This window comes from Nocardia rhamnosiphila NBRC 108938 (assembly GCF_000720425.1).
GTDB classification, from domain to species: Bacteria; Actinomycetota; Actinomycetes; order Mycobacteriales; family Mycobacteriaceae; genus Nocardia; species Nocardia rhamnosiphila.
Genome location: NZ_JOAJ01000071.1, coordinates 1 through 290 on the forward strand (window position 1 = coordinate 1; position 290 = coordinate 290).

The window sequence follows — 290 nt, forward strand, 5'->3', positions numbered from 1 at the left end:
GACAGCACCTCGACATTGAGGCACAGGGACTGGAGTTCCTTGAGCAGAACCTTGAACGATTCCGGGATGCCCGGCTCCGGAATGTTCTCGCCCTTGACGATCGCCTCGTAGACCTTCACCCGGCCCACCACATCGTCGGACTTGATGGTCAGCAGTTCCTGCAGCGTGTAGGCCGCACCGTAGGCCTGCATGGCCCAGCACTCCATCTCACCGAACCGCTGACCACCGAACTGCGCCTTACCACCCAGCGGCTGCTGGGTGATCATCGAGTACGGACCGGTCGACCGGGC

At 62.4% G+C, this 290-nt stretch carries 1 protein-coding gene; it reads right to left on the reverse strand.

The window, feature by feature from the left end:
* On the reverse strand, nucleotides 1–290 hold a 290-nt coding region (locus IG75_RS37045), incomplete at both ends, for a DNA-directed RNA polymerase subunit beta (protein ID WP_156061018.1).